The sequence below is a fragment of the Propioniciclava sp. genome, from assembly GCF_036744435.1.
In the GTDB taxonomy this organism is placed as follows: domain Bacteria; phylum Actinomycetota; class Actinomycetes; order Propionibacteriales; family Propionibacteriaceae; genus Propioniciclava.
In genome coordinates this window covers 16,407-40,097 of sequence record NZ_DAIOIA010000012.1, presented here as the reverse complement: position 1 = coordinate 40,097, position 23,691 = coordinate 16,407, and the positions used below count along the sequence as shown (strand labels likewise).

Sequence of the window (23,691 nt, the reverse complement as noted above, 5' to 3'; positions counted from 1 at the left end):
CAAGGAGACCGAATGAACGGCCAAATGATGCAGCAGCCGCTGCTGATCTCGTCCCTGATCCAACACGCCGAGCGCCACCACGGCGACGACGAGCCCCACCTCCGCGGCGGCCGCCAGCGCCGACCCGACCACGGTCGCGACCGAGCGGGCGGCCGTCACGGCCCACCCGACGACCTCCCCGCAGGCGTCCGCAGCCCCCACCGGCACCGCCGGCTGATCGGACGCCGCCCCTCCGGGGCTAGCATGGACGCCGTGACGACCGCTGCGCCCGCATCCCCCGCCGCCCCGGCGCGAACCACCCGCCGGCTCGCGACGCTCGGCAACGTCGCGCTGGCGCTGCTGGCGCACGTCGCGGTCGGAGCGTCCTGGGCGCTCACGGCGGTCGCCGTCATGGGATCCCTCGACGTGGTGCGTCGCATGGCGATGAACAGCGAGTTCGCCTGGGACACCGGTCGGCTCCCGCAGCCCTGGGTGATCCCGATCGGTCTGGCCGCCGCGTTCGTCTCGCACCTGTTCTTCCGCTGGTCGATGCGCCGCGCCGGCCGGGGCACGGCCGCCTACAGCGACGTCGTGGTCGCCATCTGCGGTGCGCTGCTCGGCGTCCTGCTCGGCGCCTACCTGTGGACGCCGCCGCTCATGCTGGGCACCAAGGTCGGCCCGGAGTCCGGGCAGTACGCGGCGTGGGGGCCGCTCGGCTGGGTCGCCTACTACTCCCGGATTGCACTGCCCGCACTGCTGGGGCTGCTGGCCGTCGTCCTGGTCCTGTTCTCGCGCCATTCACCGCTTGTCTTCGCGGTCCGCTGGCTCCTGGCCGGCCTGCGCCGGTGGCGCGGCACCCGCCCACGCCGCCTCTCGCCGGACGCCGCCGCGCCGCAGGCCTGACCCCGTCGCGGGGGTGCCCCGCCGCCGGGCGAAAGTGGCACGATAAGGCCATGCGCGCGTTGGCGAAGATGCGTCCCGGCCCCGGCTTGGAACTGGTCGATCGGCCCGAGCCCGAATGCGGGCCCTGGCAGGTGAAGATCAAGGTGTTGCGCGCGGGCCTGTGCGGCACCGACCTCCACCTGCAGCAGTGGGACGACTGGGCGGCGCAGCAGATGCACCTGCCGCAGACGATCGGGCACGAGTTCTACGGCGAGATCGTGGAGGTTGGCGCCGAGGTGAAGGAGCTGCGTCCCGGCGACCGCTGCTCGGGCGAAGGCCATCTGGTGTGCGGCTACTGCCGCAACTGCCGCGCCGGTCGCCGCCATCAGTGCATCCGGACCGTCGGGCTGGGCGTCAACACCGACGGGGCGTTCGCTGACTACGTCGTCTTGCCGGTGGAGAACGTGTGGCGCCACCGCGACTGGGTGGATCCCGAGCTGGGCGCCATTTTCGACCCCCTCGGCAACGCCACCCACACCGCGCTGCAGTGGCCGCTGGTCGGCGAGGACGTCCTCGTCACCGGGGCCGGGCCCATCGGCGTCATGGCCGCGGCGATCGCCCGCCACGCGGGCGCCCGCAACGTCGTGGTCACGGACCTGTCGGACTACCGGCTGGCGTTGGCCGCCTCGGCCGGTGCCGACAAGGTGGTGAACTCCGCGACCACGCGGCTGCGCGACGTGCAGCTCGGCCTCGGCATGAAGGAGGGCTTCGACATCGGCCTGGAGATGTCGGGGGCCCCGGCGGCGGTCGCCGAGATGCTGGAGAACATGAACCACGGCGGACGCATCGCGATGCTCGGGCTGCCCGCGTCCGACTACGCCATCAACTGGGGTCGCGTCATCACCCACATGCTGACCATCCAGGGGATCTACGGCCGGGAGATGTTCGAGACCTGGTACGTGATGTCGTCCATGCTGTCGACGTCGCCCACCCTCGCGAACGCGGTCCGGTCCTGCATCACGCACCGGTTCGCCGCGCAGGACTGGGAGGAGGCCTTCGCGGTGGCCCGGGCCGGGCAGTGCGGGAAGGTCATCCTCGACTGGAGCTGAGGGTGGACGCGTCCTTAGGGTGAGCAAGCCGAGCAAAGGAGCACGATGTACGGAGCATTCCAGCATCGGGTCGCGGCCACCCTCGCCGAGATCGAGGCCGCGGGGCTGTCCAAACGCGAACGGGTGATCACCACCCCGCAGGGACCCGAGATCGGGGTGACCGACGCCGAGCACGAGGTGCTGAACTTCTGCGCCAACAACTACCTCGGGCTGGCCGACGACCCCCGCATCGTCGAGGCCGCCCACGAGGGCCTGGACGACTATGGCTTCGGCATGGCGTCGGTGCGGTTCATCTGCGGCACCCAGGCCCCGCACCGGGAGCTCGAGCGTCGCATCTCGGCCTTCCTGGGTACCCAGGAGACCATCTTGTTCAGCTCATGCTTCGACGCCAACGGCGGCGTCTTCGAGGCGCTGTTCGGGGCTGAGGACGCGATCATCTCCGACGAGCTCAACCACGCCTCCCTGATCGACGGCATCCGGCTGTCGAAGGCCGCGCGGTACCGCTATCGCAACGCCGACATGGCCGACCTGCGGGCCCAACTGGAGGCGTCCGCCGGGGCCAGGACCCGCGTCGTCGTCACCGACGGCGTGTTCTCCATGGACGGTGCGTACGCCCCGCTGCAGGAGATCTGCGACCTGGCCGACGAGTTCGGCGCCCTGGTGCTCGTCGACGATTCCCATGCGGTCGGGTTCGTGGGCTCCGGGGGCCGCGGGACGCCGGAGCTGTTCGGCGTGGCGGACCGGGTCGACATCATCACCGGCACCCTCGGCAAGGCGCTCGGCGGGGCGTCGGGAGGGTATGTGTCCGCGCACGCCGAGATCGTCGCATTGCTGCGGCAGCGCGCGCGTCCCTACCTGTTCTCCAACTCGGTCGCGCCCAGCGTCGTCACCGGGTCGCTGGCGGCCCTGGACACCATCGCGGCCAGTGGTGAGGCCCGCAAGCAGCTCATCGCGAACACGATCCTGTTCCGGGACCTGATGACGGCGGCAGGTTTCGACCTCGACCCCTTCGGCGGCCCGAGCGGTGCCACGCGGCCCGGCGACGTGCCACCCCACCCGATCACCCCGGTGATGTTCCCCGGCGAGGACGGCGCCCGGCTGGCCGCCGAGATCGCGGACCGGATGCTGAGGGCCGGGGTGTACGTCATCCCGTTCAGCTACCCCGTGGTGCCACGCGGCAAGGCTCGCATCCGCGTCCAGCTCTCGGCGGCGCACTCCACCGACGATGTCCGCGCCTGCGTGGAGGCCTTCGTCGCCGCCCGGGAGGCCGTGAGGCAGGGCGTGGGGTAGGTTCCCGCGGGTGATGCTTCGACCGTCGAGGGAGGTGGGCCCATGTGGCGCAGCGCGCGGAAGTTGAGCGCGGCGCTGCTGCTCGGCCTCGTGACGGCGGCGATCGTGTGGGCGGCCGCCGACCCGCTCGTCGGCACGATGGCCGGGTGGATGACGACGGGGCTGGTCTACACGGGGGCGACCTGGGCCGTGGCGTTGCGCATGACGCCGGAGCAGACGCGGGCGCACGCCACCGCGGAAGACCCGGGCCGGTTGGCCAGCAGCCTCGTTCTCCTCCTGGCCAGCCTCGGCAGTCTGCTCGGCGTCGGCGCGCTGCTGGTCGCCGGATCGGGCAAGGGCGGCGGGGTCCCGGCCGACACGATCGTCGGGGTGGGGGTCGTCGCGGTGTCGTGGGTGACCGTCCACACCGTGTTCGCGCTGCACTATGCGCGCGTCCACTACACGTGGGACGGTGCCGGGCCGGCCGTCGACTTCAACTCGCCCGAGGATCCCGACTACCACGACTTCGCCTACCTGAGTTTCACGATCGGGATGTGCTATCAGGTCTCCGACACGATCCTGCACGCCCGGCGGGCACGCCGGCTGGCCCTGCAGCATTCGTTCCTGGCCTACCTGCTGGGGGCCGTCGTGATCGCGTGCAGCGTCAACCTCGTCCTGCAGATCGCCTCCGCTACCTGATCCCGTGCGCTGCGTGCGCCGGCGGGGTGGCTGTCAGGGCCAGGTGAGGCCGAGCATCGCGCTGCTGCGTCGCCAGTGTTCGTCGATGACGCGCAGGTCCCCGGCGACCGGGGTGGTCCGCGACTGGCGTCCTGCCGGGTCGTAGTAGGTGCCCGAACGCCAGTCGTCGCGGTGGGCCGGATCGAGGAACCGACGCAGGTTCTCCCCACCCTGCTCGGGGGAGACCAGGAACCCCTTCATGACGGTGTGGTAGAGCCAGCGCAGCGGGCTGGTGGTGTCCGAGGCGAAGCTGGTCGCCACCACGCCGGGGTGGAAGGAAATCGCGGTGAGCCCGCGGGCTGCGTAGTGGGTGGTGAGTCCCCTGGCGAACAGGATGCCCGCCAGCTTCGCGTTGCCGTAGGCGCGGTTAGGGGTGAAGCGTGTCCAGGTGTTGAGGTCGTCCAGGTCGAGCGCGCTGAACATCCGGGCGGCGATGGACGCCGTGTTGACCACCAGCGCCCGTGAGTCCAGGAGCCGGTCGATCAGGTGATGGGTGAGGAGGAACGGTGCCAGGTGGTTCACCTGGAAGGTCTTCTCGAAGCCGTCGTCGGTGCGGGTGGGGCCGGTGAAGATCCCCCCGGCGTTGTTGGCCAGCACGTCGATGCGCGGATAGCGTTCCCGCACCTCGCCCGCGAGTCGGCGTACCTCGTCGAGGTGGGTGAAGTCGGCGAGGTGGACGTCGGCGATCCCGGCTGCCCGCGCCACGGCATGCGTCTTCTCCGGGGAGCGACCCACCATCACCACGTGGTGGCCCGCGGCCGCCAGCTCACGGGCGGCGACGGCGCCGATCCCGTCGCTGGCGCCGGTGATCACGATGGTCTGGGGGGTGTCGGCCATGATGCGTCCTCGGATTCGCGGATCGGATGGTGTCCTGGGGAGGTGTGCCGCCCGGACCCCTTCGACCCTACCCGGGCCCCCGCCGTCAGCGGGTGCGGCCGGTCAGCCGTCGCACGGCGAGCCCGGTGAGGATCGCCTGCGCCGCCATGACCGCCCCGACGCCCTCGCCCGCGCGCAGCCGCAGCGTCAGCAGCGGCTCCAGGCCCAGGTCGAGCAGGACACGCCCGTGGGCGAACTCGCGGCTGGCTTGCCCGGCGACCAGATGGGACTGGACGGCGGGGTTCACTGCGACCACCGCCAGCGCCGCGACGCTGGTGGCGAGCCCATCCAGAACCACGACCGAACTCGCCTCGGCGGCGCCCAGGATCACGCCCGCCAGCACGGCGAACTCGGGCCCGCCCACCTGCCGCAGCGCCTCCACCGGATCCCGGCGCAGGGCCGCGACGTCCAACCGTGCCAGCGCGGCTCCCACCAGGTCGGCCTTGCGTGCGAGCATCGCCGCATCCGACCCGGCACCGATGCCGACTGCCTCGTCCGGTGTCAGCCCGGCCAGCACGCAGGCCAGCGCGGCGGCCACGGTCGTGTTCCCGACCCCCACCTCGCCCAGGCACACCAGCCCGGCCTGCGCGGCTTCGGCCCCCAGCGTCCGGCCGTCCCCGATGAGCCGCTCGGTGTCGGCCCGGCTCAAGGCGGGGGCGGAGACCACGTCTCCGCGGGCGTCCAGCGGCCGGTGGGCTCGCGCGTCCACGAGGGGATCGCCCGTGACCCCGGCGTCGACGATCAGCGTCTCCAGTCCCGCCGTGCGCGCGGCCACGACGCCGACCGCTCTCCCGGCCACCGCGGCGGTCATGACCTCGCGGGTCACCGACGCGTCGAACGCCGACACGCCCAGGGCGGCGAGGGGATGGTCGGCCCCGACGAGGACGAGCGTGCCGCCCGTCACCTCCTCGCCACTCACGGCAACCACCCGGTCGAGGGCCTGGTCGAGCTTGCCCAGCGAGCCCGGCGGCGTCAGGAGATCATCGGCCCGGTCGCGTGCCCGGACCATCCGGCGCTGGTCGGGGGCGGCGAGCTCCGACCACAGCGGTGAGGAGGGGTCCACGGTGGCGACGCTGACGTCCTCGTCGCGCGCGGGCAGGGCCGGTGCCGAACCGGCCAGTCCGGAGACCGGCGGCTGCGGGGCATCGGCGGGCCAGCGGTCGGTCAGGATCACCTCGTCGAGGGGGAGCCGCTTCGACCAGGCCTTGCGCTCCAAACCCGGGTAGGGAGGTCGTTCGTCCGGCCAGCCCAGGCACAGCCACCCCAGCGTCTCGACGCCGTCCGGCAGCCCCAGCAGGCCCGCCAGCTCGGTGGGACGCATCAGGGTGACCCAGCCCATGCCCAGGCCCTGGGTCCGGGCGGTCAGCCACATGTTCTCGATGGCGCAGGCGCAGCTCCACAGGTCGGCGTCGTGGAAGGTGTTGCGCCCCAGGACGCCGGACGCGGGGGTCCGCCGGTCGCAGGCCACGACCAGCCCGACCGGCGCCTCCCGGATGCCTTCCAGTTGAAGATCGAGGAGCCGGGCGGCGCGCTCGGGCGTCAGGACGGCCGCCTGCCGCAGTCGCTCCCGGTCGGCCATCAGGGCGGCACGCTCCCGGGTCCGCCGATCGCGGATCACGAGGAACCGCCACGGTTGGGACTGGCCCACGCTCGGTCCCGCATGCCCGGCTTCGATCACCGTGCGGAGGAGTTCCTCGGGGACCTCGTCGGGGCGGAACCGTCGGATGTCGCGTCGCGCGCCGATGACCTGGTGCAGCGCGTCCTGCACAGAACTGCCCAGGCTCCAGCCGTCGACCGCCTCGTCACGCTCCGCCGCCGACGTCGTGTCGCCGATCACCGGGACGGGCCGCTTCCAGGTTCGTGCGGTCGTGTCCGGGTTGGTCTGCGTCATGGTCGCAGCCTAGTGACGCCGGGTTCTTCGGTCCCCGAGTGCTGGGAACTCGCCTGTGGGAGGGAGGGGGCGCGCGCCGAGCCAAGATGATAACGACGTTTGGAAAGTGCTATTCTCCCACCTTGGTAGCGTTCCGGCGACCGGCTCACCACGGCCGCGGGGAAACGGAACCTACCGATTGGCAACGTTGGCTCGACGGGGGAACGTCCGAGGGCTGCTCGCTATCTCACCCCCGTGGCGGCATCCCTGCGTCCCCCCGATCGCATGACTAGGAGGGGTTCCATGCCGAGCGAAATGTCGCAACCGAGACGAGGGGCGCGGACGGCGCTTCAGACACTCGCCACCGGATTCCTGGCGGCGGTCATGGTGCTCGCGAGCTGGGTCGTGCCCCTGCGAGCAGACGCCGCGCCCCCGCTCCCGAGCGTCATGACGAGCCTGACCGGCGACGGCGTGACGCTCACCGGATTCACCAACATCACCAGCACGGTGACGATCCCGCTCGACTCCGGAATGGTGCCCGGCGACACCCTCGTCGTCCGCCTGCCCACCTCGGGCGCGCTGAACCTCAGCGCGACCACCGTCAACGGCGCCACCGACTTCGGCACCTTCGCCGTGGACAAGGCGTCCGGCACCGTCACGTTCCGGCTGACCGCCGACCTGAGCGGCGTCGCGCAGCCGATCGTCTTCCTCGTGAACGCCGCCACCGCGAACACCGCCACGACCGGGAACGTCATCACCGCGACCGCGACCATCGACGGCGCCCCCACCGCGGTATCGGTGACGCCGAGCCAGTTCGACACCGCCCGCCAAAGCGACGGCGGCTACAACGGCCAGTACCTGATCACTGGTGCGGGCCTGTACGGCGCCACCGGCGCCCCCCTCGACGACAACTATGTGTCCGGCTCGCACGCGCCCTCGCTGTTCGTCCCGAACCAGGCGCTCATGACGAACAACGTCGTCATCGATCCGGGCTTCTACACGACCGCCGCGAACACGGGCCGCGTCATCACGCTCGTCCCGAACGGACCTGACGCCACGATCGCCCCGACGAACCTCTGGATCACCCCCGCCGGCTACGACTCGCCCCGCGCCTTCGTCCCGGTCGGCAGCATCAGCCAGATCCACGTCACCTCGAATCCCGACGGGGGCGTCAGCCTCGCCATCGACGACGGATTCGAGATCTCCTGGTCGATTCTCGGCTTCGCCATCACGACCCCCGACGTGGACGCCACCTACGGCTACACCACGCGATACACCGACGCGGTGACGGCAGTGCAGACGAACGCGAACTTCACCCAGGAGCGGTTCCAGGTCGTGCAGAACGGCGGCTTCATTCCCCAGCTGCGGGTCACCCCCGCCGCCGTCACCATCTACACCACCGACGCCCTCGGCGACACCGACGCCTTCCTGCGGGCGGGCGTCACCGCCACCGACGTGCAGGACGGAACGCTCACCGGGTTGGTGCAGGTCGTGTCCGACGGGGGCTTCGCCCAGGCGACCCCCGGGGTCTACACGGCGGCGTTCTCGGTGCGCAACAGCCGCGGCAACACCGCCACCGCCACCAAGACCATCACCGTTCTGGCCGACCAGACGGCCCTGACCGTCACCGACGCCACACTGCGCGTGGGCGACCCGTGGACGCCGGCGGACACCTTCGTCTCGGCGATCGACGCCGACGGGACAACGGTGAACCTCGCCGCCGTGACGGTGACCGACGCTTCCGCCGTGGACACCACGCGACCGGGCACCTACGCCGTGACCTACACGATCAAGAACCACGGCGGGGAGGACGTGTCGGAGACGGCCACCATCACCGTGGAGGCGGTGCCGCCGGTCATCACCACCGACACGCTGCCCGACACCAGCCAAGGTGCCTCCTACGAGCAGGTGGTCACGGCCACGGGGACGGCGCCGGTGACCTTCGCGATCAGCACCGGGACGCTGCCCCCGGGACTCACGCTCGATCCGACAACCGGGGCCCTGTCGGGCACCACCACCGGCAGCGGTGTGTTCTCCTTCACGGTGACGGCCACCAACAGCGGCGGCTCCGACAGCCACGCCTACACCATCCGGGTGGACGCGGCCGTCTCCCCGACGCCCAGCCCGACCCCGGACGCGCCGACGCCCGCCGTCACCGGGGGTGACCAGTCCGGCGAACCGCCGGTCGGCGGGACCGACGCGGGGGACACCCTCCCCTTCACCGGCGCGGAGGGCGTCGCGCAACTCGTCGGCGTCGGGGCCGCCCTGACCGCCGCGGGCACGTTCCTCACCGCTCTGGCGGGCAAGCGTCGCCGGGAGCGTCGCGGCTGAGCCGAGCCCGCACAGCGAGGGCCCCCTGTGTGAGCCCGGCCGACGGCCGGTACCCACGCAGGGGCCCTTCGCGTGATCCCCGCCAGGGTCAGGCGCGTGGCGGCGCGGCGCCTTCGGGCCCGGGCTGGCTGGCGTCCTCGGATGCGGGCTGCTTCCCCGCGGCGTCCGCAGGATGCGGGTCGCCAGCGCTGTGCGCCGGGGACTGGCCCGCGGGGTGGCGATCCATCGCCTCGGCGAGCCGCTCGATGCGCGAGACGCTGTCGCGCCGGACCCGATCCAGGAAGGATCCGAACATGCCGCGCCGGTAGGGGCGGCCGGACCGGTCCACCTGCAGGCCGTCGCCGCGGCCCCACAACTGCTGCGGCTCCGTCGGGGTGACGGACGGGTGATGCGCCTGCAGGACGGCGATCGACCAGGGTTCGACGGTGTAGCTTCCCGTCACCGCCTGGGCCTGGTCCATCTCCCAGGCGTTGCCGTCGGCCTCGGCCCACGATGAGGTGTCGATGATCCGGCGCCACTCGTGCTGGTGGTCCTCCTCCAGGGCTTCGGCCAGGTCGAAGGTGGCGGGCTGGTCGTACATGTTGAGCAGCACCCAGAAGTCGTCGCCCTCGGTCTCGCCGGAATCGATGGCGACGGCGATCTGCCGGTCGCCGGGACGCGGCGGATCGTCCAGCGCCGTCCCGAAGTACACGTACGAGACGTCCTTGCCACCGAGTTCGACATCGCCCCAGGAGCGCTGCCTGAGGCTGGGCTGGTGGGCGCGCAGCCGCGCCACGTAGCGGGCGAAGGTGAGCAGCGCGTTCGTCGCGTCGGGCATGACGCCGATGTTGTCGTGATAGCCGGGCAGGTCCGGGTGCTGGGGATCGACGGGCAGGCCGGTGGGATCGTTGGAGCCCGCCTGTGCCCAGTTGTTCCACATCCCGACCGTGTTCAGCGACCACGGGTTGTTGTTGCCGTTCTGGGTGCGGCCGTACTCGTCCCCCGACACGATCATCGGGACGCCGCGGGCCAGGAAGGTGATCAGCCAGAAGTTGCGCCACCGCGTGCGCCGCAGGGCGTGGTCGCCGCCCGAATCCCAGGACGTGTTGTTGTCGGAGCCGCCATCGCTGGGGCCGAACGGGAACGGCTGGTCGTTCACCTTGGCGTTGTAGCTGACCAGGTCGAGCATGGTGAACCCGTCGTGGGCGGTCACGAAGTTGACCGACTTGTGCGGGCCGCCGTTGTCGTGGAAGTGCACGTAGTCGCCGTTGAACAGGGCCATGAACTCGTCGGTGTTGCCGTCGCCCTTGAGGTAGCCGCGCATCGCGTCGCGGAACCGGCCGTTCCACTCCCCCCAGCCCGAGGGGAAGTTGCCGACCTCGTAGCCCCACAGGTCCCAGGCCTCCGCGACGACCTCGAAGCCCTGCCGCTGCGCCAGTTCGACGATGCCGACCAGCAACGGATGGTCGGGGAAGAACCGGCGCTGCGCCTCCCAGTCCTCCGGGGCGGCGTCGGCGGGACGGCGCCCGAGTACGGGGGCCAGGTCGAAACGGAACCCGTCGACTCCCATGACGCCGTGCCAGTACTCCAGCGAGTCCATCACGAGGGAACACGACAGCGGCGAGGAGTAGTTCATCTGGTTGGAGGTGCCCGTCGCGCCGTCGATCAGCCCGCCGGACGCGTTCAGCACGTAGTAGTCGGACGTCGCGAAGCCGCCCAGCGTGGTGAAGCCCGCCGCGTCGGCGCTGCCGTCCCAGTTGCCGCCTTCGGCGGAGTGGTTGTAGACGACGTCGAGGTAGACCTTCACCCCGGCGGCATGGAAGGCGGCGACCATCTCCTTGAACTCGCGGGTGGGGCCGCCGAGCGACTTGTCGGAGCTGTAGTCGCGGTTGGGGGCGAAGAAGCCGAGCGTCTGGTAGCCCCAGTGGTTCGTGGTGCCCGCGTGCGCGCCCACCTGGTCGGAGTCGGTCTCGTGGACGGGCAGCAACTCGATCACCGTGAGGCCCAGGGCGCTCAGGTACGGCGCCATCAGGCCGGCGCCCGCGTAGGTGCCGCGCAGGTTCTGCGGAATGTCGGGCAGGTGATCGAAGCCCGGCGTCCCTGCGAGCAGTTCACGCAGGGTGAGGGCGTTCGGGTGCAGCGTGAGGTTCTTCACGTGCGCCTCGTAGATGGCGTTGTCCTCTTCGGCGAAGGAGGGGTTCGCGCCGGTGGCGGTGGCGTCCTCGATCACGACGGCCTTGGGAGCGACCTGGGCGGAGTCGATCTCGCGCCCGGCGCGGCCCTCGAACTCCGCCGGACCGGAGCCGAGCATCTTCTGGTTCCCGTTCAGGCTGAGCGGGTTGTGCGTCACCTCCCGCGCGTACGGGTCGAACAGGACCTTGTTGGGGTTGAGGTGGTTGAAGTCGGCGTCCCGGTCGGAGACGAACCCGGCCAGGGAGCCGGGCGTCCAGTCGGGGTCGAAGGACCAGTTGGTGCCCCAGGCGCGGAAGCCGTACAGGGTCCCGTGCCGAGCGCCGGAGAAGCGGCCCCGCCACACGCCGTCGGGGCCCTGGGCGAGCGGGAAGGACGCCTCGGCGTCGGCGCCCTGGGCGCGCGGGAAGAACTCCACCGTGAGGCGGGTCGCCTGGGGTGCGGCGACGGCGAAGGTGGTGTCGCCGGAGGCGAGGTCCACGTGGGCGCCGAGCGGCCAGGCGCCCACGGCCCACTGATCCGGGGACACCGGGAGGGGAGCAGTCATGCCCCTACCGTGCCAGGTGTCCGGGGGCGGCACCACTCACGGGCGGGTCGGTGCCGCCGCGTAGGTCACGTCGCGTCGGCCGGGCCCTGCGGACGGCGACGGTAGGCAGGCGTGGCCACGGCGAGGATGCCGAGGGCGGCCAGGACCGAGCCCGCCATGACCGCCACCATCGACACCCCGGTACCGCCGGTGAAGCCGACCAGCGGCGAGATCACGCCGCCCAGCCCGGCCTGCAGGGCGCCCAGGAAGGCGGCCGCCGTGCCCGCCATGTGCCCGTACTCGTGCAGCGCCAGGACGCTCGCGTTTCCGGCGATCATCCCTTGCATGGACAGGGTCAGCCACAGGGCGACGCACAGCGCCACGATCCCGCCCGCCGCGGTTGCGGTGACCATGACGAGCAGGACGGCCATGAGGGCCTGGACGAGGAGGGCTGCCCGCAGCACCCGCAGCGGCGTCACCCGCCGCACCAGGTAGGCGTTGACTTGTGCGCCTCCCACCAGGGCGAGGCCGTTGACGGCGAACAGCAGGGCGAACTGTTGGCTGCTGAACCCGTGCTCCTGCTGGAACACGTAGGTGGAGCCGACGACGTAGCTCATGATGACCGCCTGCGCCAGGCCGGGAATGACCGCCAGCGCCATGAATCGCCGGTCCTTCAGGAGTGCCAGGTAGCCCCGCGCCACGATCTGCGGGTGCGCCGGACGCCGCCGTTCCTCGGGGAGGGTCTCCGGCATGAACCGCCACACCAGGACGCCGAGGATCAGACCCAGGAAGGCCAGCACGGCGAACACCCCACGCCAGGTCCACAGGTCGGAGATGAACCCTCCGACGGCTGGGGCGAACAGGGGGGCGACGCCGATGACGAGCATGAGCCGCGACAGCAGCCGGGCGGCGTCCGAGCCGACGAACCGGTCGCGGATGACGGCGATCGCGACGACGGAGGAGGCCGCGTTGAAGAAGCCCTGGGCGACCCGCAGCCCGATGAGGGCGCCGATGTTGGGCGCCAACATGCACAGGATCGAGGTGATCAGGTGCCCGGCGAGCCCGACGAGCACCGGGAGCCGGCGTCCGAACCGGTCCGAGAGGGGACCGATGACGAGTTGGCCGACCGCGCCGCCGATGAGCATGCCCGAGAGGGTGAGCTGGGCGGCTGCGGGGCTGGCGCCCAGCTCGGCGCCGACGGTGGGCAGTGCGGGAAGGTAGAGATCGGTGGTGATCGCCGGGACCGCGGCCAGGGATCCCAGCAGCAACACGTACTTGGGACCCGGCCGATACTGCGGAGTGTCAGGCGTCGTCACTTCAAGATTGTATCGATTCGACGGTCGCTCAGGGCCTGGATGAGGCCGGGTGGCAGTGGTTGCCTCGGACGTTCACTCGTGGAGCCGGAGGCGAGGGGTCAGCGGCGCGCAGCGTCGGTGCGCCATCGCGCGAGGGCTCCCAGGTGGCCGTGAGGGTCGGCCAGGCGGGCCACCTCGGCGGCCATGTTGCCGCGGGCGCGGTCCTCGAAGGCGTCGCGTGCGGCGTCCCCCACGAAGAGGACGGGCGCGGCCAGCAGTCCCTCTAGTACGGCCGTCCGGCCGCGGACGAACGCGGCGTCGGCCACGTGGGCGTACTCGGCGCGCACGTCGCGCGCGTAGACGTCGTAGCGCCCGCGCGGGGCCCCCAGGATCGCCAGGTCGGCGTCGCTGAGCTGGACTCCCCGGGCATCGGACGGGCCGGGGGAGTGGTCGATCGTGAGTTCAACCAGCCGGACGACCTCCGCTACGTCGGCGGCGGGCAGCAGCGAGGCCAGCGCGTCGCGGGCCAACGCGGCGGATGCCCGTTCGTCGTCTCCGGCGCGGCCCTCATGCACCGCGTCGTGGAACCAGGCGGCCCACCGCACGACGGGCTCAGCGGCACCCAGCGCTTCGAGCGTCTCCAGCAGATGCAGCAGGTGCCGGACATCGTGATAGCGGCGGTGCGGCTCCGACCAGCGGGTGAGCAGGTCCTCCCCGAGCGCGGGGGCGCGCGGTGCGAGCGACCGCCAGCGTTCCCGCAGGCGGGCTGTGGCGATGCCGCGCGTCGGCGTCCGCTCGTGCGGCCGGACGCGCAGCCCCGACGCTCGCAGGCGACGGAGTAGCACCCGGGAGTCGACCAGTTCGGCGCCCGCCTCGATCAGGGACGCGCGCCGCTCGGCCGGATAGTCGTAGTGGTCGTGGTCGAAGCCGCCAGGTGGGATGCCGGCGACCGCGGCGAACCGGTGCAGTTCGTCCAGGGTGGCGTCGGACACGACGTGTCCCCACAGCCGGCCGTGGGCGGGCCAACGCGCGGTGTCCAGCAGGATCACGGACGGCATCCGGGCGAGGTGGGCGCCGGGCCGCCGCGTCGTGCCGCGTTCAGAGCTGCCGCCCGGCCCGCGCGCGACGCTCGGCGAGCCGCATCAGCACGAAGGTCGTCAAGGCACCGGTCAGCAGGCCGCCCAGGTGCGCCTGCCAGGAGATCGAGCCGCCCCCGACGAAGGTGAACACGACGTTGATGCCGATCCAGACCATGATGGTGCGCGCGTCGGCCCGGCGCATCAAGGCGATGACGAGCAGCCCGCCCATCAGCCCGAACAGTCCGCCGGAGGCGCCCACGGTGAACGTGGTGGGATCCGAGAGGACGAGCGCGAACACCGATCCGCCGAGGATGGCGGCCACGTACAGCGTCAGGAACCGCCAGGTGCCGAGGATCCGGTCCAACTGCGGGCCGAGCATGCCCAGCACCACCATGTTGAACAGCAGGTGGACGATCGCCAGGTGCGTGAAGCCGGAGCTGAGCAGCTTCCACACCGCTCCGTCGGCGACGCCGGGCAGCCAGAGCCCGCCCGCGCTCGCGCACGTCGCGGGGGTGACGTCCACGTAGGTGCCGCTGGCGACGTCACAGGTCGCGGTGAGGTTGAGTCCGAGCGCGGAGGCGAGGGGCGAGAGGTCGCCGCCGGTGAGGGTGATCGCCAGCCAGACCGCGACGTTGATCCCGATCATGGTGAAGCTGGCCACCGAGGATTGGCCGGGACGCCGCAGTGCCGGACGCCCGGTGCGCACCTGGGCGGAACCCGCCGCGACGCAGGCCGGACACTGGAACCCGACCGGCGCCTCGATCATGCAGTCTCCGCAGATGGGTGCCCCGCACCGCTGGCAGCGCACGCCGGCAGGGCGGTACGGGTGGTAGGCGCAGGCCAGCGGCGCCTGCGGGGCGGACGGTGCCTGGTCGCTGCTCATCCGCCCAGCCTAGGCGGGAGTCCGGACGCCCGACGACGGGGCGTCACGCTCAGTACCAGCCGTTGGCCCGCTTGAAGGACCACGCCTGGCAGGGCGTCCCGTAGGTGGACTTGATGTACTTCAGCCCCCACTTGATCTGGGTGACCGGATTGGTCTTCCAGTCGGCGCCCTCGCTGGCCATCTTGCTGCCGGGCAGCGCCTGGGGAATGCCGTAGGCGCTGGAGGTGGGGTTGTCGGCGAAGGGATCCCACATCGACTCGCGCATGATGATGTTGTCGTAGCAGGTGAACTGGTCGTCCCCCCAACCGTAGACGTTCTGCGCCATCTGGCGCGCGATCTCCTTCGGCTGGGTGGTGGCGGGGTCGTAGCCGTTCTTCTTGGCCTCGGCGGCCTTCGCGGCCTTCTCCTTGGCCGCCTTCTCGGTGGCGGCGATCTGCGCGGCGGCCTTCTCGGCGGCGACGCGCTTCGACTCGGCCTCGATGGCGATCTCCGTCTTGTCGATGGCCTGATCGGTGGCCGACAGGCTGGCGGAGCGCTCCTTGGCCGCGTCGCTGACCTCGGTGGTGAGCGCCTCGCGTTCGGCCTCACGGCTGGTGGTGGTCAGCTCGCGCGCCTCAGTCTCGCTGAGCTGGACGCTGGCGGAGGCGACATCGGCGGGGACCGCCGTGGTGATCTCGGTCGTCTGGCCGGAGAGGGCGAAGGCGACGACGCCGCCGGTGACGACAGCCAGCGCGAGGGCAGATGCTGCGACCGCGCGAAGCTGAGAGATCAGGGCCATGTCTTCCATGGTTGCACGCTCAGACTCTCAGGAAAAGTTCAGGTTGCCAGAGGTTGGGCGCGCAACCGGTTCCCCGGCGGCGCGGGCTGGCCTGCCTGCGGGATGGGTTGGCGGGCCGCGGGGCGTCGGTGTCGGGGGCGCGGGCAGCACCGGACGCGTAGGGTGCTGGCCGTGAGTCTGCTGGAGGCGCCGGTGCTGGCGCGCGTCATACGTCAGGGTTTCCTCGAGTCCGTGCATCGCGGGGTGGCGGTCATCACCGCCCCCGACGGAACGGTGGAGCGGGCGTGGGGTGACCCGTCGACCCCGGTGTTCCCCCGTTCCTCGCTCAAACCGCTGCAAGCCATCGCCTCGCTGCGCGCGGGAGCCCCGCTGCGTGACCAGTCCCTCGCCCTGGCCTGCGCCTCCCACTCCGGGGAGGCCTGGCAGCAGGCGGGCGTCCGGGCCAGCCTGGCCGCGTCGGGCCTCACCGTGGACGCGCTGGGCAACACCCCAGGGCGTCCCATCGGCGAGCATGCGCTGCAGGCCTGGCTGGCGGCCGGGCACGGCGACGAGCGCATCGCCCAGAACTGCTCCGGCAAGCACGCGGGCTTCCTGCGGGCCTGCGTGGCCTCCGGCTGGTCGCTGGCCGACTATCTCGACCCCGACCATCCGCTGCAGCGCGAGGTCGTCGCCGTGATCGGCGACTACGCGGCCGAGCCGATCGTCGCGACCGCGGTGGACGGCTGCGGCGCCCCCGTCCACGCCTTCGCCCTCACCGGGCTGGCCCGGGCCTTCGGCCGGATCGCGTCCGCCGAGGAGGGGGAGGCCGAGGCGGTCGCCCACGCGATGCGCTCCTTCCCCTTCTACGTCGGCGGTCCATCGCGCCCGGACAGCGAACTGATGGCCGCGGTGCCCGGCGTGATCGCCAAGGAGGGGGCCGAGGCCGTCGTGGCGGTCGGCCTGCCTGACGGCCGTGGTGTCGCCGTGAAGATCGCCGACGGTGCTCGCGCGGGACGCGTCGTCGCTGCCGCGGCCCTGCGTCACTGCGACGTCGACCCGGCCGCCCTCGACGCGTTGGGTGACGTTCCGGTGCTCGGTCACGGTGCCCGGGTCGGGGCCGTGGAGGCCGTCCTCGACTGAATCGGATGGGCCCCGCGGAGGAGAGGGGCACGACCCTGGCGTGATGTGTCCCCCCAGCGGCGTCCCGTACGGTGGTGCGGGTGAGCAACTCCGACGACGAGGATTGGCTCTACCGGCGGGGCAGCTACTCCGGCGGTGAGACGCCCGATCCGTCACCGGCGTCCCCGGTGCCCCGCAGCGAACCCGAGGTTCCTGCGGAGTCCCCGCGTCCCCAGGCCGGACAGCCCACCCCGGTGGGTCACTACGACTCCTCCGGGGCCCGGCTGCGTGACGCCTCGTCGCATCCGGCCGACGCCTGGGAGGAGCTTCCACCGAGTCAACCCGCCGCGCGCAGGCGAGGCGACGGGGGCGGGTCCGGGGCGCCAGGCGTCCCCGCCAAGCAGAAGGCGGGCGGCTCTTCCCGCCCGCGGCGCCCCCGCGCCGTCCGGATCGCGCTGCTCGTGGTCGCGGTGCTGCTGGCCTACCTGCTCGGCGTCCCGCTGGCCACATGGCCGTTCATGCCCCGCGCGGACGCGACCCCGGCGGGCGAGCGTCCCGCCGACACGCCCGGCCATGTGTTCGTCCTCGCGGGCTCGGACTCCCGGGCCGGGCTCTCGACCGAGGAGCAGAACACGCTCGGGACGGGGAGCGACGCCGGGCAGCGCACCGACACGATCATGTTGCTGTACGTGCCGCCATCCGGACGGGCCGCGCTGATCTCGATCCCGCGCGACAGCTACGTCGCGATCCCGGGGCGCGGCAAGAACAAGATCAACGCCGCCTACTCGTTCGGGGGCCCGAAACTGCTGGTGCAGACCGTCGAGCAGAACACCGGGCTGCACGTCGACGGCTACGTCGAGGTCGGCTTCGGCGGGTTCGTCAACGTCGTCGACGCCGTCGGGGGCATCGAGATGTGCCCGGCCAACGCCATCAAGGACAAGGACTCCAACCTCGATATCCCGGCGGGCTGCCAGCTGATGGACGGCACCACCGCACTCGGCTACGTGCGGATGCGCAAGGCCGACCCGGAGGGCGACCTGGGCCGCGCCAAGCGCCAGCGCGAGATGGTCTCCGCGCTGGCGAAGAAGGTCCTCTCCCCGGCGACCGTGCTGCTGCCGTGGCGGTGGTGGGGCGTCAACTCCTCGGCGTCGAAGTCGCTGACGATCGGCGACAGCACCGGGCCGTTCGAGTTCGCGGGACTGGTGTCGGCCGCCATGAAGGTCGGTGCCGGCCAGGCCGACACGCTCAGCGTCCCGGTCGGGAACCCGAACGCGCACACGTCGGCCGGGTCCAGCGTCCTGTGGGACACCAAGAAGGCGGCGGCGATGTTCGAGGCCATGAAGCGCGGCGAGGGCGACCTGAACGCCTACGCGTGACCGCTCAGGGACGCAGCACCGCGTCCAGGTCGTAGCGGGGCACCGTCTCCAGTTGGTCCAGGCGGCAGGAGGCGGGCTCGCGATCGGGACGCCACCGCAGGAACTTGGCCGTGTTGCGGAACCGCTTGCCCTCGAGCTGGTCGTAGGCCACCTCGACGACCAGGTCGGGCCGCAGCGGCACGAACTCGCGCGGACCCAGCCGGGTCAGCACCCCGGGGTGGGGCGCGGCGTCCGCGTCGGCGCCGGTGAGGACCAGCGGCTCCAGGACCGCCTCGAACGCCCCGCGGGCCGTGTCGGGGAAGGCCCCGATGCCGCCGACGGGCAGCAGGACGCCGTCGTCGTAGAGCCCCAGGTGGATCGAGCCGACCCCGTGCCCGGTGCGGGAGCGGGCGTACCCGATGACGACCGCCTCAGCGGTGCGGGCGTGCTTGAGCTTCATCATGGCGCGTTTGCCCGGGGTGTACGGGTCGCCGGTCGGCTTGGCCATGACGCCGTCCAGCCCGGCTCCCTCGAAGCGGTCGAACCAGTCGCGGGCCTGCGCTGGGTCCGAGGTCGCGCGGGTGACGTGCAGGCCCGCGTCGGCGGGCAGATCCCCGAGCAAGGCGAGCAGGGCGGCGCGCCGCTCGCGCTGAGCCAGTGGCATCAGGTCCAGATCGGCCAGCGCCAGCAGGTCGAAGGTCACCAGTTCGGCGGGCGTGGCGGACACGAGCTGGGCGATCCGCTTGGCGGCCGGGTGGATGCGGACGCTGAGCGCTTCCCAATCCAGGCGCTGCGCGCCGGGGTCGCCGCTGCGCACGACGATCTCACCGTCGACGACGGCGCGGTCGGGAAGCCAGCGGCGGCAGGCGGCGGCCACTTCGGGAAAGTAATCGGTGAGTGGTTTGCGGGACCGGCTCCACAGTGTGACCTCGTCGCCGTCGCGGGCGGCGATGCACCGGAAGCCGTCCCATTTCGGCTCGTAACTGAGGGCTCCCGGCTCGCGCACGGGGACGTCCGCGACGGCGCGGGCGAGCATCGGGTCCAGCGGCAGCGCGATGGGCAGCATCACGTGAGCGGCGCGTCGGGGTCGGACGAGCGCCGCACCACCAGGTGGGGTTGCAGGACGACGCGGCGCGTCTCCGTCTCGGGGTCGTCGCCGGCGGCCAGCAGCAGTTCCATGGCGCGCCGCCCGATGTCGTGGCGTGGCTGGGCGACCGAGGTGAGCGGAATCGCGGCGCCCGCGGCGAACGCGATGTCGTCGTAGCCGACGAGCGCCATCTCCTCCGGCACCTTGACGCCGCGGGCCGAGAGGGCCTGAAGCAGCCCGAGCGCGATGAGGTCGTTCCCGGCGAACAGGGCGGTGGGCCAGTCGGCGCGGGGGCGGGCGAGGATCTCCAGGCCGGAGCGCAGGCCTGCGGCGATGTCGAGGTTGCTGGTGTGTACGAACTCGACGCTGACGCCCGGGTGGCGTGCCGACTCACGTTCGACGCCCTCGAAGCGGTCCATCACCTGCCGCAGGCCGACCGGTCCGGCGACGTAGGCGATCCGGCGGTGGCCGCGTTCGGCGAGGTGACGCAGGGCGAGTTCGCCACCGGCGACGTCATCGACGGAGACCGAGGAGTAGGAGCCGCCCGTGACGTCGCGGTCCACGACCACCCCGGCGATGCCCTGGTGGGCGAGACGCTCCAGTTTGGGTCCGGCGGCGCCGATCGGGCTGATCAGGACGCCGCGGACCCGCTGCTGCTCGAACAGCGCTAGGTAGGCGTCCTCGCGCTGCTCGATCTCCGCGCTGTTGCCGACCAGGACGGCCACGCCGTGCTCGGCGGCGACCTCCTCCGCGCCGGCGGCGATGTCGTTGAAGAACGGGTTGGTCGCGTTGAGCACGATCAGGCCCACGCAGTTGCTCAGCCCGGCGCGCAGTTGCCGGGCGGCCTCGTTGCGCACGAAGCCGAGGGTGTCGATGGCCTGGTGGACGCGCTCCCGGGTGGCTTCGGAGACCTTGTCGGGGCGGTTGAGCACGTTGGAGACGGTGCCGACCGACACTCCGGCGGCCGCCGCCACCTCCTTGACCCCCACCGGGCCGTGATGTTCCATGCCCGGGATCGTAGCGAGTGGCGTGCGGCGGGAATCCGTGCGCATCGCTTGACCGCGTTCCTGGGGGCTGCTTGACTGATCCTGAAACGTTTCAGGCAAGGAGGTCGGAAACATGGAGCGGGTCTGCTTCCAACTGCAGGTCAAGCCCGAACGCATCGAGGAGTACCGCACGCGCCACGCCGCCGTGTGGCCCGACATGCTCGCCGCGTTGCGGGACGCCGGCTGGGGCAACTACTCCCTGTTCCTGCGCGAGGACGGGCTGCTCATCGGGTACGTCGAGACGCCCGACCTGGCCGTCGCCCAGGCCGCCATGGCGGCCACCGACGTCAATGCGCGGTGGCAGAGCCAGATGGGGGAGCTCTTCGAGGACCTCGACCTGCCCCCCGACCAAGGCTTCCTGCGCCTGAACGAGATCTTCAACCTCGACGCCCAACTCACCGCCGCCGGGCTGCCGACGGCCGTCCAAGGAGAATGACCATGCCGTTGACCCCCGACCAGCTCGACACCCTCGCGGGCCTCGCGATCGAGGTCCCCTCCTGGGCGTATGGCAACTCCGGGACGCGATTCAAGGTGTTCAGCACCCCCGGCGTCCCGCGCGACCCCTTCGAGAAGATCGACGATGCCGCCCAGGTCCACGCGTTCACCGGGCTGGCCCCCGCGGTCTCCCTGCACATCCCGTGGGACCAGGTCGACGACTTCGACACCCTGGGCAGCCACGCCGCCGCACGCGGCGTCCGGATCGGCACCATCAACTCCAACACGTTCCAAGACGACATCTACAAGCTGGGATCGCTGTGCAACCCGGACGCCGGCGTCCGGCGCGCCGCCGTCGAGCACCACCTGGCCTGCATCGACGTCATGCGGGCCACCGGCTCCACCGACCTGAAGATCTGGCTCGCCGACGGCACCAACTACCCGGGCCAAGACGACCTGCGCGCCCGCCAGGACCGCCTCAGCGAGGGGCTGGCCGACATCTATGCCGCCTTGGACCCCAACCAGCGACTCGTGCTGGAGTACAAGTTCTTCGAGCCGGCGTTCTACCACACCGACGTCCCGGACTGGGGAACCTCCCTCAGCCACTGCCTCGCCCTCGGCGAGCGGGCGACGGTCTGCCTCGACACCGGCCACCACGCCCCCGGCACCAACATCGAGTTCATCGTCATGCAGTTGCTGCGCCTGGGACGCCTGGGCAGCTTCGACTTCAACAGCCGGTTCTACGCCGACGACGACCTGATCGTCGGCGCCGCGGACCCCTTCCAGTTGTTCCGGATCCTGCACGAGGTGGTCCGCGGCGGCGGGCTGGACGCGGCGTCCGGGGTGGTGTTCATGCTCGACCAGTGCCACAACATCGAGGGCAAGATCCCCGGCCAGATCCGGTCCGTGCTCAACGTCCAGGAGATGCTGGCCCGCGTCCTGACGATCGACGAGGCGGCGCTCGCGTCCGCGCAGGCCTCGGGTGACGTCCTCGCCGCCAACCAGGTCCTGATGGACGCCTTCTACACCGACGTCCGCCCCCAGCTCGCCGCCTGGCGCGTCGACCGTGGGCTGCCGGCCGACCCGATGGCCGCCTTCCTGGCTTCGGGCTACCAGGAGCAGATCGAAGCCGACCGAGTCGGCGGCGTCCAAGCCAGCTGGGGAGCCTAACCCCACCCGCCGAGGACTGCCCCCCACCCCGCCGAGGACTGAGCCTCACCCCGCCGAGGACTGAGGTTCAGCCCGCCGAGGACTGAGCTTCAGCGCGCCGAGGACTGAGGTTCAGCTCGCCGAGGACTCGTGGCGGGCGAGCCATCGAGCCACACGATCAGGAGGAACCATGCGAGCCACGCGGACGCACGATTACCACCACCGCGTCCCCCGGCGGACGCGATGAACGGCGAGTTGGCGGTCGCAGCCATCGACCTCGGCGCCACCAGCGGACGCGTCATCGTCGGACGCGTCGGAGCCGATCGGGTGGACCTCCAGCAGGTCGCCCGGTTCGCCAACCACCCCGTCGCCCTCCCCGACGGCCTCCACTGGGACCTCCTGCACCTGTACGCCGAAGCGCTCGAGGGCCTGCGCGTCGCGGCTGCAGCCGGGGACCTGGCCGGGGTGGCCGTGGACGCGTGGGCCGTTGACTACGGACTTCTCCGCGACGACGCGCTGATTGGCGTCCCCTACGCCTACCGGGACACCCGTGGCGCCCGCGGAGTCGCCCGCGTGCACGCCGAGGTCCCCTTCACTGAGTTGTACCGACGCAACGGCCTGCAGTTCCTGCCGTTCAACACCCTGTACCAACTGTCCTCGGAGGCACCGCCTGGGCTCGGCGCGAACCGACTGCTGATGATCCCCGACCTGCTGACCTACTGGCTGTCCGGGGAGGCGATCAACGAGGTCACCAACGCCTCATCGACCGGCCTGCTCGACCCGCGCACCCGCACCTGGGACGCCGATTTGATGGGACGCCTGCGCATCCCCAGGGGGCTGTTCTCCGAGCCTGTGGAGCCCGGGGTGCGCGTCGGCGTCCTGCGGGGGGCCGCCGCCGAGCAGGTCGGCGTCGAAGTTCCGGTGTTCACGGCGCCGAGTCACGACACGGCGGCCGCAGTGCTCGCCGTCCCGATGGACCCGGAGCGTGCCGCCTACATCTCGTGCGGCACCTGGGGGCTGGTGGGGGTGGAGACGCTGGCGCCGATCCTCACCGACGCTGCGCGCGCGGCCAACTTCACCAACGAAGGCGGCGTGGACGGTACGACCCGGTTCCTGCGCAACGTCATGGGGTTGTGGATGCTCACCGAGACGCTGCGCGCATGGGAGCGAGCGGGTCGCGGCGTGGACCTGGTCGCGATCCTTGCGGCCGCGTCGAGCGAACCCGAGCCCGTCGCCTTGCTCGACGTCGACGACGACGTGTTCCTTGCCCCCGGACGGATGCCCGAACGCATCGACGCGTGGCTGACGTCCCGCTCCCTACCGGTTCCCACCTCTCAGGCGGCGATCGTTCGGCTGATCGTCGAGTCGCTGGCGCTGGCCTTCGCGCAGACGGTGCAGGCGGCGTCCGAATTGTCGGGCGTCCCCGTGGAGCGCATCCACGTCGTGGGTGGTGGTTCGCGTAACGCCTTGCTGTGTCAGCTCACCGCCGACCGGGCGGGCGTCCCGGTCGTGGCGGGTCCGGTGGAGGCGACGGCGTTGGGGAACGTACTGGCTCAGGCGCGCGGGCTGGGACGGGCCGGGGATCGTGCGTCCGTGCGCACCTTGGTGGCGGCGTCAACCCGGTTGGCGTCCTATGTGCCCGCTAGGTGATGCGTCCTGCGTCGAGCCCGTGCTGGCCTCCCGGCGCGTGATGAGCCTGGGCGCAGACCCCGCCCCCAACCCGCCGAGGACTGAGGA

General features: G+C 71.6%; 19 protein-coding genes. 10 read left to right on the top strand and 9 right to left on the bottom strand.

What is annotated here, in order from left to right; translation table 11 throughout:
* Positions 1–252: 252 nt before the first annotated feature.
* Genes V7E09_RS03050 through V7E09_RS03035 form a run of 4 tightly spaced genes read left to right on the top strand, consistent with a single transcriptional unit; the run spans position 253 to position 3,938 of the window.
* The gene (locus tag V7E09_RS03050; protein WP_324510063.1) at positions 253–882 is read left to right on the top strand and encodes a hypothetical protein; all 630 of its coding nucleotides are present in this window, start codon (positions 253–255) and stop codon (positions 880–882) included.
* Positions 883–932: 50 nt separating this feature from the next.
* Positions 933–1,970 (top strand): L-threonine 3-dehydrogenase, encoded by a 1,038-nt coding sequence (gene tdh, locus V7E09_RS03045; protein ID WP_324523003.1) that lies wholly within the window; start codon positions 933–935, stop codon positions 1,968–1,970.
* Between the two features lie 45 nt (positions 1,971–2,015).
* On the top strand, positions 2,016–3,260 hold the full coding sequence (locus V7E09_RS03040) for a glycine C-acetyltransferase (protein WP_324510061.1): 1,245 nt from the start codon (positions 2,016–2,018) through the stop codon (positions 3,258–3,260).
* A gap of 42 nt (positions 3,261–3,302) precedes the next feature.
* The gene (locus V7E09_RS03035) at positions 3,303–3,938 is read left to right on the top strand and encodes a DUF1345 domain-containing protein (RefSeq protein WP_324510060.1); all 636 of its coding nucleotides are present in this window, start codon (positions 3,303–3,305) and stop codon (positions 3,936–3,938) included.
* A 33-nt stretch (positions 3,939–3,971) separates the two neighbouring features.
* Here V7E09_RS03035 and V7E09_RS03030 read toward each other — a convergent pair whose 3' ends face one another.
* The gene (locus V7E09_RS03030) at positions 3,972–4,814 is read right to left on the bottom strand and encodes an SDR family NAD(P)-dependent oxidoreductase (RefSeq protein WP_324523002.1); all 843 of its coding nucleotides are present in this window, start codon (positions 4,812–4,814) and stop codon (positions 3,972–3,974) included.
* A gap of 85 nt (positions 4,815–4,899) precedes the next feature.
* The gene (gene bluB, locus V7E09_RS03025) at positions 4,900–6,744 is read right to left on the bottom strand and encodes a 5,6-dimethylbenzimidazole synthase (protein WP_324510058.1); all 1,845 of its coding nucleotides are present in this window, start codon (positions 6,742–6,744) and stop codon (positions 4,900–4,902) included.
* 282 nt (positions 6,745–7,026) lie between these two features.
* Between bluB and V7E09_RS03020 the strand changes: the two genes are divergently transcribed.
* Positions 7,027–9,054 carry a bacterial Ig-like domain-containing protein gene (locus V7E09_RS03020; protein WP_324523001.1) on the top strand — a complete coding sequence of 676 codons (2,028 nt, stop codon included), beginning with the start codon at positions 7,027–7,029 and terminating at the stop codon, positions 9,052–9,054.
* Between the two features lie 88 nt (positions 9,055–9,142).
* On the opposite strand, the gene V7E09_RS03015 is transcribed toward V7E09_RS03020, so the two are convergent.
* The 5 genes from V7E09_RS03015 to V7E09_RS02995 form a co-directional block, all read right to left on the bottom strand.
* Positions 9,143–11,770, bottom strand: a complete 2,628-nt coding sequence (locus V7E09_RS03015) for an alpha-amylase family glycosyl hydrolase (RefSeq protein ID WP_324523000.1) — start codon at positions 11,768–11,770, stop codon at positions 9,143–9,145.
* A gap of 65 nt (positions 11,771–11,835) precedes the next feature.
* On the bottom strand, positions 11,836–13,065 hold the full coding sequence (locus V7E09_RS03010) for a multidrug effflux MFS transporter (protein ID WP_324522999.1): 1,230 nt from the start codon (positions 13,063–13,065) through the stop codon (positions 11,836–11,838).
* A 98-nt stretch (positions 13,066–13,163) separates the two neighbouring features.
* On the bottom strand, positions 13,164–14,102 hold the full coding sequence (locus V7E09_RS03005; RefSeq protein ID WP_324522998.1) for a DUF4031 domain-containing protein: 939 nt from the start codon (positions 14,100–14,102) through the stop codon (positions 13,164–13,166).
* 40 nt (positions 14,103–14,142) lie between these two features.
* The gene (locus V7E09_RS03000) at positions 14,143–15,006 is read right to left on the bottom strand and encodes a rhomboid family intramembrane serine protease (protein WP_324510053.1); all 864 of its coding nucleotides are present in this window, start codon (positions 15,004–15,006) and stop codon (positions 14,143–14,145) included.
* Positions 15,007–15,055: 49 nt separating this feature from the next.
* Positions 15,056–15,784, bottom strand: coding sequence for a hypothetical protein (locus V7E09_RS02995; RefSeq protein WP_324522997.1), 729 nt, complete (start codon positions 15,782–15,784; stop codon positions 15,056–15,058).
* 171 nt (positions 15,785–15,955) lie between these two features.
* On the opposite strand from V7E09_RS02995, the gene V7E09_RS02990 reads away from it, so the two are divergent.
* Positions 15,956–16,903 (top strand): asparaginase, encoded by a 948-nt coding sequence (locus V7E09_RS02990; RefSeq protein ID WP_324510051.1) that lies wholly within the window; start codon positions 15,956–15,958, stop codon positions 16,901–16,903.
* A gap of 80 nt (positions 16,904–16,983) precedes the next feature.
* Complete coding sequence (locus V7E09_RS02985) at positions 16,984–18,258, top strand: LCP family protein (protein WP_324510050.1); 1,275 nt, start codon at positions 16,984–16,986, stop codon at positions 18,256–18,258.
* Between the two features lie 4 nt (positions 18,259–18,262).
* On the opposite strand, the gene V7E09_RS02980 is transcribed toward V7E09_RS02985, so the two are convergent.
* Both V7E09_RS02980 and V7E09_RS02975 read right to left on the bottom strand, forming a co-directional pair.
* Entirely contained in the window at positions 18,263–19,303 is a 1,041-nt protein-coding gene (locus tag V7E09_RS02980; RefSeq protein ID WP_324510049.1) for an ATP-dependent DNA ligase, read from the bottom strand.
* Positions 19,303–20,331, bottom strand: coding sequence for a LacI family DNA-binding transcriptional regulator (locus tag V7E09_RS02975; RefSeq protein WP_324522996.1), 1,029 nt, complete (start codon positions 20,329–20,331; stop codon positions 19,303–19,305). Before V7E09_RS02975 ends, V7E09_RS02980 begins: the two co-directional genes overlap by 1 nt.
* A 112-nt stretch (positions 20,332–20,443) precedes the next feature.
* Here V7E09_RS02975 and V7E09_RS02970 point away from each other — a divergent pair, with 112 nt between their 5' ends.
* From V7E09_RS02970 to V7E09_RS02960, 3 genes are all read left to right on the top strand, one after another.
* Complete coding sequence (locus tag V7E09_RS02970) at positions 20,444–20,806, top strand: L-rhamnose mutarotase (protein WP_324510047.1); 363 nt, start codon at positions 20,444–20,446, stop codon at positions 20,804–20,806.
* 2 nt (positions 20,807–20,808) lie between these two features.
* Positions 20,809–21,975 carry an L-rhamnose isomerase gene (rhaI, locus tag V7E09_RS02965; protein WP_324510046.1) on the top strand — a complete coding sequence of 389 codons (1,167 nt, stop codon included), beginning with the start codon at positions 20,809–20,811 and terminating at the stop codon, positions 21,973–21,975.
* Positions 21,976–22,197: 222 nt separating this feature from the next.
* On the top strand, positions 22,198–23,604 hold the full coding sequence (locus tag V7E09_RS02960) for a rhamnulokinase (protein ID WP_324510045.1): 1,407 nt from the start codon (positions 22,198–22,200) through the stop codon (positions 23,602–23,604).
* Positions 23,605–23,691: the final 87 nt, after the last annotated feature.